General features: G+C 39.9%; 6 protein-coding genes, 1 tRNA gene and 2 pseudogenes. 2 read left to right on the top strand and 7 right to left on the bottom strand.

Annotated features, from left to right (window positions below):
- Positions 1-34: 34 nt before the first annotated feature.
- A complete protein-coding gene (locus JIV24_RS21855) occupies positions 35-511 on the bottom strand; it encodes a WbuC family cupin fold metalloprotein (protein WP_200467209.1) in 477 nt (158 codons plus the stop codon).
- Positions 512-646: 135 nt separating this feature from the next.
- Here JIV24_RS21855 and JIV24_RS21850 point away from each other — a divergent pair, with 135 nt between their 5' ends.
- Positions 647-1,750, top strand: coding sequence for an adenylate/guanylate cyclase domain-containing response regulator (locus JIV24_RS21850; RefSeq protein ID WP_200467208.1), 1,104 nt, complete (start codon positions 647-649; stop codon positions 1,748-1,750).
- 47 nt (positions 1,751-1,797) lie between these two features.
- Here the strand turns inward: JIV24_RS21850 and ettA are convergent, their stop codons facing one another.
- The gene (gene ettA, locus JIV24_RS21845) at positions 1,798-3,483 is read right to left on the bottom strand and encodes an energy-dependent translational throttle protein EttA (RefSeq protein WP_200467207.1); all 1,686 of its coding nucleotides are present in this window, start codon (positions 3,481-3,483) and stop codon (positions 1,798-1,800) included.
- A 232-nt stretch (positions 3,484-3,715) separates the two neighbouring features.
- Here ettA and JIV24_RS21840 point away from each other — a divergent pair, with 232 nt between their 5' ends.
- Positions 3,716-3,889 (top strand): hypothetical protein, encoded by a 174-nt coding sequence (locus JIV24_RS21840; RefSeq protein ID WP_200467206.1) that lies wholly within the window; start codon positions 3,716-3,718, stop codon positions 3,887-3,889.
- 242 nt (positions 3,890-4,131) lie between these two features.
- Here the strand turns inward: JIV24_RS21840 and JIV24_RS21835 are convergent.
- The 5 genes and pseudogenes from JIV24_RS21835 to JIV24_RS21815 all read right to left on the bottom strand — a co-directional run bounded on the left by JIV24_RS21835 (position 4,132) and on the right by JIV24_RS21815 (position 4,964).
- Positions 4,132-4,208, bottom strand: a pseudogene (locus JIV24_RS21835).
- Entirely contained in the window at positions 4,200-4,448 is a 249-nt protein-coding gene (locus tag JIV24_RS21830) for a GIY-YIG nuclease family protein (RefSeq protein ID WP_200467205.1), read from the bottom strand. The pseudogene JIV24_RS21835 and the gene JIV24_RS21830 overlap by 9 nt, the downstream one beginning before the upstream one ends.
- Positions 4,449-4,510: 62 nt before the next feature.
- Positions 4,511-4,587, bottom strand: a pseudogene (locus tag JIV24_RS21825).
- Positions 4,579-4,827 carry a GIY-YIG nuclease family protein gene (locus JIV24_RS22910; RefSeq protein ID WP_200467210.1) on the bottom strand — a complete coding sequence of 83 codons (249 nt, stop codon included), beginning with the start codon at positions 4,825-4,827 and terminating at the stop codon, positions 4,579-4,581. The pseudogene JIV24_RS21825 and the gene JIV24_RS22910 overlap by 9 nt, the downstream one beginning before the upstream one ends.
- A 62-nt stretch (positions 4,828-4,889) precedes the next feature.
- Positions 4,890-4,964: transfer RNA gene (locus JIV24_RS21815), tRNA-Val, on the bottom strand.
- Positions 4,965-4,968: the final 4 nt, after the last annotated feature.

The raw sequence follows: 4,968 nt of genomic DNA, 5'->3' as shown, positions 1-4,968 counted from the left end.
AAATTTCGTTAAAGGGTTCTGCGATTTTATCAAGTCAAAAATTGAAAAAACTAATTTTTAGAACCCACCTTAAATAAGCTTTGGCAGCTGTTCTGTCTTCTTCGTTAGGAGCCCATGCCGCAAAAGTCTTATCGTCATCAGGATTGTATGGTCCGTCTTTTACTTCGTAAACGCAGGTATTAGCTTTTAAGGCTATAATTGTATGATAGCACTCAGGTGCTATTTCTATGCCATATACACCTTTGTTCCGGTCAAGAATTGTTGTTTGTTTGAGAGAGCCATCATCATTAAATAAGATAACCAGCAACTGTCCTTGTAAGATGATAAACACTTCACGCTTATCAGGGGCTTGATGTTTGTGTGGCTGAACATAACTTTTGGGTTGAATGACATTAAGCATGCGTTGTAGCAAGTCATCATCAGTTTGATGGAAATTGTAATTTGTCCTTTTGCGTACGGTTTTTACTGCTTTGGCCGATAAGTGTTCTAGAAGGGTATTATCAATAATCATGGTATGTAAAATTGAATTATCGTTGGTTATAAAAATACAACAGTTTATCAACTAAATTACATCGTTAGTCATTGCGCCATTAACATTGTGTAACAATTGACGTACAAAACATCGAGGACTTTTAGTTGAAAATAAATGGGTAATACGATATTAATTGTTGATGATTCGCACTTAGATGTAGAAATGATAGCTGCTATCATCACTAAAGATGAGCCGTTCCGCACTATAATTATCGCTAATGATGGTGAGGATGCCTTAATGCAAGCTGTACGCCACCAGCCTGACTTAATAATTATGGATTGGGAGATGCCAGGTATGTGTGGGCTTGATACGCTAAAAGTGTTGAAGAAGAATGAGCTTACAGCTGACTTGCCAGTTATATTAATTTCGGGCAACGATTATAATGATAAAATTGAATTGGCCTTTGGTGAAGGGGCAGCCGATTTTATTCAAAAACCTGTTAACAAGGAGGAACTAAAGGCACGCACGAAATCAGTTCTTCAGAATTACGCCACTTTCAAATCACTTAAAGATCAAACGAACCAACTTACCTTAGCCAATCATAAAAACGAACGTATACTTAAATCTATATTGCCTTTGCCAATCTTAATGCAAATAAAGGAGTATGGTTCAATACCTCCCAAGCGCTATAAGGATTGTGTTGCCATTTTTGTCGACATGGTTGATTTTACGACCAAAACAGGCAAAATGTCACCAGGCGTCCTTTTAAGGGAGTTACACGAGCTCTTCAATGGTTTTGATGCTGTTATTGATGAGCATTTCTGTACTCGTATAAAAACTGTGGGTGATGCCTATATTGCTGTTTGTGGCATGTTTTATACGCCTGACCAAATTGAAATAGAAGCGGCATCGGCAGCTGTTAAAATACGGGAGTATATTATTGAGCGTAATCTAAATAATGAGATTAAGTGGGAGGTGAAAATAGGGCTTTATAATGGTGATATTATTGGTAGTTCAGTGAGTCCGAGTAATCTGAATTTTGATATTTTTGGAGAAACGGTGAATATGGCGTCTCGTTTTCAAACCATGTGTGAACCCATGCAGATAAACGTGTCGGAGAGCTTGAGTAAGCCACTGTCGGAAGCCTATAAGCTTGTAACACGCGTCCCTAAAAAAGTAAAAGGTAAAGGAGTAATGCCCATGTATTACATTCACAAGCCATTGAAACCTATAAAAAAAGAGGAAGCTCACTTTATGCCAGCTCCCTCAATGCAATAGTTATGATTTATGATACTAGAATCAGGATGATTCTAGATACTTCATCTTTACTTAATTAGTTTCTTGTAGCGTATGCGCTGTGGTGTGGTATCACCTAGGCGTCGTTTCTTGTTTTCTTCGTATTCTGAATACGATCCTTCAAAGAAATAGATTTTTGATTCGCCTTCAAAAGCCAATATGTGAGTTGCAACACGATCCAAAAACCAGCGGTCGTGAGAAATAACAACGGCACATCCGGCAAAATCCTCAAGTCCTTCTTCTAATGCCCGAAGTGTATTAACATCAATATCATTGGTTGGCTCATCCAGTAATAATACATTACCTTCTTCTTTTAAAGCCATGGCGAGGTGTAATCTGTTGCGTTCACCACCCGACAGTATTTCACACTTCTTCTGCTGATCGTTTCCGGCAAAGTTAAAACGCGATAAGTAAGCACGTGCGTTAATTTCTTTGTTGCCCATGCGTAATAACTCATCGCCCTGCGAGATGACTTCATAAACTGTTTTACCCGGGATGATGTCATCGTGCGATTGATCAACATAGGAAACTTTAACCGTCTCACCTACTTCAAATGTTCCGGAGTCAGCCTTTTCAAGTCCCATTATTAAACGGAATAAGGTTGTTTTACCAGCACCGTTAGGTCCAATAACACCAACAATACCGTTTTTGGGTAGCATGAATTCCAAGTTTTCGAAGAGTAGTTTTTCGTCATATCCCTTTGCCACGTCATGAGCTTCAATCACCTTATCTCCCAATCGAGGGCCATTCGGAATGAATATTTCCAGCTTCTCTTCTTTTTCTTTAACGCCCTCCTTCATCAGGTTATCGTAGGCATTCAGTCGAGCTTTATTTTTTGCATGTCGTGCCTTTGGAGCCATTCGAACCCATTCCAGTTCTCGTTCAAGTGTTTTACGACGTTTCGACGCTTGCTTCTCCTCGTTAGCCATACGTTTCGTCTTCTGGTCTAACCACGATGAGTAGTTACCCTCCCATGGAATACCTTCACCACGATCCAGCTCAAGAATCCATCCGGCAACATTATCAAGGAAGTAACGATCGTGCGTGATGCCAATTACCGTTCCTTTGTATTGCTGCAGGTGCTGTTCAAGCCATTGTACTGATTCGGCATCCAAGTGGTTAGTAGGCTCATCTAACAATAAGATATCGGGCTCTTGAAGCAATAATCGACAAAGGGCCACACGGCGCTTTTCACCACCCGACAATACACTTACCTGCTGATCTTCCGGTGGACAACGTAAGGCATCCATGGCACGATTAAGCTTGGTGTCAAGGTTCCATGCATCGTGTTGGTCGATGAGTTCCTGTAGTTTGGCTTGCTCATCCATTACGGCCTGCATTTTATCCGGGTCTTCCAATACCTCAGGATCGGCAAATTTTTCATTGCAAGCCTCGTAGGCTTTTAAGGTATCTACAACCTCTTGTACACCCTCTTCAACAACTTCACGTACGGTTTTTGATTCGTCAAGTTTTGGTTCCTGTTCGAGGTAGCCAACCGAATAACCTGGAGAGAATACAACATCACCCTGGTAGTTTTTTTCTACGCCGGCAATGATTTTTAAAAGAGTCGATTTACCTGAGCCATTGAGACCGATGATACCAATTTTGGCACCATAGAAAAATGATAGGTAGATGTTGTTTAGTACTTTTTTTTGTGGGGGAAAGGTTTTACTAACCCCAACCATGCTAAATATGATTTTCTTATCGTCTGACATGATTTCGTTTTTTTGCAAAAATAGTGAAAGAAGAAGATTAAGTGAGGTGAATTGCGTAATAATGTTTCAGGAGAATAGATATGTAAGGAATTAAAGTAATGATTTACTGTAACAATATCGACAAAAGAAAGTAATAAGGCCTAAGGGATAATTATTGCAGAAACGATTGATGTCTGCCAATGTCTGATTATACACAGTGGTTAGAGTTTAATCAGGAGAGTAGCTAATCGGGGTGATAAGGAAAAAGTATACTAAACCAGATATTGAGGTATTTGATTTGGATAAAGAAGTTTGTTTGCTTCTTTCATCTGATCCTTGGGATCCTATTGGACCTCCCGGTATGAGTGCTGCGCCAAAACAAGAGCCTTTTAGTCAGAATGCCTTTGACGAAAATCCATTTGAGTAGAATGAATGGTGCTTTTGAAATACATCACGACAATATTACATAACTCCATCAATGCCAGAAGCAACATTGCCGCTGCAGAATCTTCAATGCTAAAATCAAAGGATTCAGACGACAGTTTAGGGGCGTAACTGATGTGAAATCTATGCTTAGACCCAGAATTTTGGTTCTGGTCCAGCACATGTAAAACAGAAGTATTTTTAATACAAAAAAAGGAGAAACAAATAAATGCTTCTCCTTTTGAGTGGGCGATGAGGGAGTCGAACCCCCGACCCTCCCGTGGATTGCAACGGGATGCTCTAGGTCAACAGAGTTAATCGCCATTAATGAGTTTGAGAGTTCTTTGTTTGCTCTTCCAGCCTTTAACTTGCTTTTCTCTATCAAAAGCTTCTTTTTTAGTCTCGAATTTCTCAAAGTAGGCCACTGTCCAGTCATTTGTTTGACCTGTATAGCCACTGTGTTTCATGTTGTGTTTAGCAAGTCTTGATTCAATCGAATCGCAAGTAGCACCAATGTAGTACTTGTTTTTCGAGTGGGAATGTAAGATGTAAATGAAGCACATATAAAAAAGAAGTATTTTTAATACAAAAAAAGGAGAAACAAATTAATGCTTCTCCTTTTGAGTGGGCGATGAGGGAGTCGAATCCCCGACCCTCCCGTGGATTGCAACGGGATGCTCTAGGTCAACAGAGTTAATCGCCATTAATGAGTTTGAGAGTTCTTTGTTTGCTCTTCCAGCCTTTAACTTGCTTTTCTCTATCAAAAGCTTCTTTTTTAGTCTCGAATTTCTCAAAGTAGGCCACCGTCCAGTCATTTGTTTGACCTGTATAGCCAATGTGTTTCATGTTGTGTTTAGCAAGTCTTGATTCAATTGAATCGCAAGTAGCACCAATGTAGTACTTGTCTTTCGAGGGGGAATGTAAGATGTAAAAGAAGCACATGTAAAACAGAAGTATTTTTAATACAAAAAAAGGAGAAACAAATAAATGCTTCTCCTTTTGAGTGGGCGATGAGGGAGTCGAACCCCCGACCCCTTGGGTGTAAACCAAGTGCTCTAAACCAACTGAGCTAATCGCCCTGAA

Source organism: Carboxylicivirga marina (assembly GCF_016612505.1).
Lineage (GTDB): Bacteria > Bacteroidota > Bacteroidia > Bacteroidales > Marinilabiliaceae > Carboxylicivirga > Carboxylicivirga marina.
The sequence above is the reverse complement of the archived record's forward strand: the minus strand, read 5'-3'. Positions and strand labels throughout refer to the sequence as shown.